Below are 2,907 nucleotides of genomic sequence, written 5' to 3' on the forward strand. Positions count from 1 at the left end.
ATGCTCGACGGGCTGCGCGAATACGACAACGATACCGAGCTGAAAGCCATGATGGGACAGGAATTCTCAAGCGCATTCCTCAAAATGAAACTCCAGGAATGGAACTCATTCGTCAGCCATTTCTCACGCTGGGAAAAGGACCACACCCTCGATATCTAAGAAACTTTGGGGCTGCAGACCACTGCCGCCCCAATACCGACGCTCAGACGGAGACCCGCACCTCGTGAACGTCCTGATTTTCCAGCATACGTCCGGTGAAAACCCCGGAGCGTTTCTGGAACACATTTCGTCATGTGGTGATACGGCCAGAGTTGTGCATCTGTATGATGGCGAACCGATCCCGCAGCTTGAAGAATTTGAGCTGCTCTTGGTTCTGGGCGGCCCGATGGACGTCTGGGAAACCGAAGCGCATCCATGGCTAGTGCCTGAAAAACAAGCGATCAGGACCTGGGTTCAAGACATCAAACGTCCGTATTTTGGTATTTGTCTGGGCCACCAACTTCTGGTGGATGCGCTGGGTGGGAAATGTGCCTCCATGCAAAAGCCCGAAATCGGTGTGCTTTCTATCAAACTGACCGGCAACACGCGCGATGATCCGCTGTTCGAGCCCCTGCCCCATCAATTCCCGGTGCTTCAATGGCACGGTGTTGAAGCAGTTGATCTGCCAGCCGATTCATCAGTTCTGGCACGGTCTGATACCTGTGCTGTTCAGGCTTTGCGGGTCTCAGACCGTGCCTGGGGCGTGCAATTTCATCCCGAACTTGTTCAGGGCACGATTCACTCGTGGATGAGCGATCCCGCCAACCATCAATGCGCCGTGGATTGGCTAGGATCTGCGGATGCGGTGACGGAAATGGTCTGTAACAGCGACAAAATAGCTGACAATCAATTCAGGATGACGTCCAGTATCTATTCCAGATTGCGACAGATCTGATCACATCGGATCAGTTGTGAACCTCAAGGTTCTTTCCGCCGTCGGTCTCAACCCTCCAGTCGGGAACATTGTTGACCAGCATCAAGGCCACCCGGCGCAATGTTGTGCGCATTTTGTCCACCACTGGGCCGTCCAATCCGCAATCCGCCAACGCTGCGTCAAAGGTATCGAGCCAAAGCTCGGCATCGGCTTCACGTATCGGCACATGCGCGTGGATTTCCCGCAGGTCCATATGACCAAATCGCTCACGATAATATGCCCGGCCGCCCAGAAACCCGCTCAGAAATTCGAACTGAGCCTGTCTTGTGTGCGATAGTCCATGGCCCCGAAAATGTAGCCTGTGCAAAGAATGCACCGCCGGGTCCGTCTCCATGCGATCGTAGAATCGTTCGACAAGAGCCCGAAGCTGTTCTTCGCCACCAAGTTGGTCCAAAGCCGATGACATAAGTCTCTTCTCCGAGTTGCCGCCATCAATAATTATTGCATATCAGGAAAATAAGTTTATCACCAGTGACATCATGGCGCGGTCAATATTGACGAATGGACACGAGATATTCCGGGACACCCAAGCACCGGGGGCGACCGGGTGAGCGCACTTGCCTTGGGTCTACTGGCAGCACTGTGCTGGGGGTTTCACGATCTTGCCGTGCGATATGTCAGCCAGTCCGTGAGCGTCATAGCCGCGTTGATGGCTGTGCTGGTTGCCGGGGCTCTGTTGCAGTTTTCCCTTATGGCGGTCTGGGTTGGATTCGAACCGATGTCTGCCAAGGCAGTGTCCTACGCAGTTGCAGCGGGCGGCTTCTATTTGCTGGCTGGCCTTAGCATGTATGCTGCGTTTCAGCGCGGGCCTGTCCGTCTGGTCGCGCCGCTTGTCGCCAGTTACCCGGTCTTGTCGGTCACTCTTGCGATATGGCGCGGTTCCGAAGTCAGCATCTGGCATTGGCTGGCGATCATTGCAATTGGCACTGGCGTATCCATTGTATCGGCCCGATCCGAAAGCGATGGAACGGAATTCCCGGCAGCCGGGCCGACGATTGCCTTTTCGATACTTGCTGCAATTGGGTTTGCAGCGACATTTGCTTTGGGACAGTATGCAGCCGAACTGGGCGACGAGTTCACCGTTTCGCTGGTCGGTCGGCTAACCGCGATCCCTGCGCTTGCAGTTATCGCCTTTGCATGCCGCAAGTCGCTTTGGCCGGGCGCAAAGGCCCTGCCCCTGTTGTGCTTGATGGGTACGCTCGATGCAGTGGCGCTTTTGTGCGTGGTATCCGCCGGAGGGTTGCCAAACGCCCAATACGCATCCGTCGCAGCCTCGATCTTCGGATTGTTGACAGTTGTTTTAGCCTGGGCCGTCCTGCAAGAAAAAATGTCAACTTCTCAATGGCTTGGATGTTTCATCGCTTTTGCCGGAATCGGCTATCTCGCGATCTGAGAACCCATTTTTTTCATCTCGGCGCTATGTGCCTGATGGGCAGAAATCGCGCTGTTCAACACGCAATCAACCTCGCCCGGGCGAACTGGTCCGGGATGGTGCCATGCGCCGGGGCGCATTAGATCCTTGTGTCCCTTCAATTCACCCCGCAGACTGAAAACATCAATATGCGCAGGCGCGTCGGGCAAGAGCAGGACAGCATAGATATCTACCGCGTCGTTCAGTTGTTTCATCTGAATCCGACATTCATCCTGCGTCATGTCCTTGCCCCAGAACTGCTGATCCATCGCCATGCCATTCTGTGCCGCGCGGGTGATCACGGCGCGAACGCGTACGGCATTCGCTCTGGAGTGACCGATAGACACGAGGACCATCCGCAGGGCGCGGCCCGCAAAGTGCCAATACTGTTGAGCGCTGGCACGTACAGATGTGCTGCCGCCGGTTGGAAGACCGGCATTTAGTATCACGCGGTTAGGCCTTCTGGTTCTGGCAGTTGGTTTGCGCGGCAGCAGGCGGTGAGTGTGTTGGCCAGCAGGCAGGC

At 55.7% G+C, this 2,907-nt stretch carries 3 protein-coding genes and 2 pseudogenes; 3 read left to right on the plus strand and 2 right to left on the minus strand.

Annotated elements, in window-relative coordinates; all coding sequences use genetic code 11:
* Window positions 1-159 (plus strand): annotated as a pseudogene (locus ACR0L4_RS23420) (type III glutamate--ammonia ligase); the annotation flags it as partial.
* A 64-nt stretch (window positions 160-223) separates the two neighbouring features.
* A complete protein-coding gene (locus ACR0L4_RS23425) occupies window positions 224-934 on the plus strand; it encodes a type 1 glutamine amidotransferase (protein ID WP_480515606.1) in 711 nt (236 codons plus the stop codon).
* A gap of 10 nt (window positions 935-944) precedes the next feature.
* On the opposite strand, the gene ACR0L4_RS23430 is transcribed toward ACR0L4_RS23425, so the two are convergent.
* The gene (locus tag ACR0L4_RS23430) at window positions 945-1,379 is read right to left on the minus strand and encodes a group II truncated hemoglobin (RefSeq protein ID WP_480515608.1); all 435 of its coding nucleotides are present in this window, start codon (window positions 1,377-1,379) and stop codon (window positions 945-947) included.
* A gap of 141 nt (window positions 1,380-1,520) precedes the next feature.
* Between ACR0L4_RS23430 and ACR0L4_RS23435 the strand changes: the two genes are divergently transcribed.
* A complete protein-coding gene (locus ACR0L4_RS23435) occupies window positions 1,521-2,366 on the plus strand; it encodes an EamA family transporter (RefSeq protein ID WP_480515610.1) in 846 nt (281 codons plus the stop codon).
* On the opposite strand, the pseudogene ACR0L4_RS23440 reads toward ACR0L4_RS23435, so the two are convergent.
* Window positions 2,351-2,907, minus strand: a pseudogene (locus ACR0L4_RS23440) (hypothetical protein); the annotation flags it as partial. The gene ACR0L4_RS23435 and the pseudogene ACR0L4_RS23440 overlap by 16 nt on opposite strands.

It is taken from the genome of Ruegeria sp. AB5 (genome assembly GCF_056542645.1).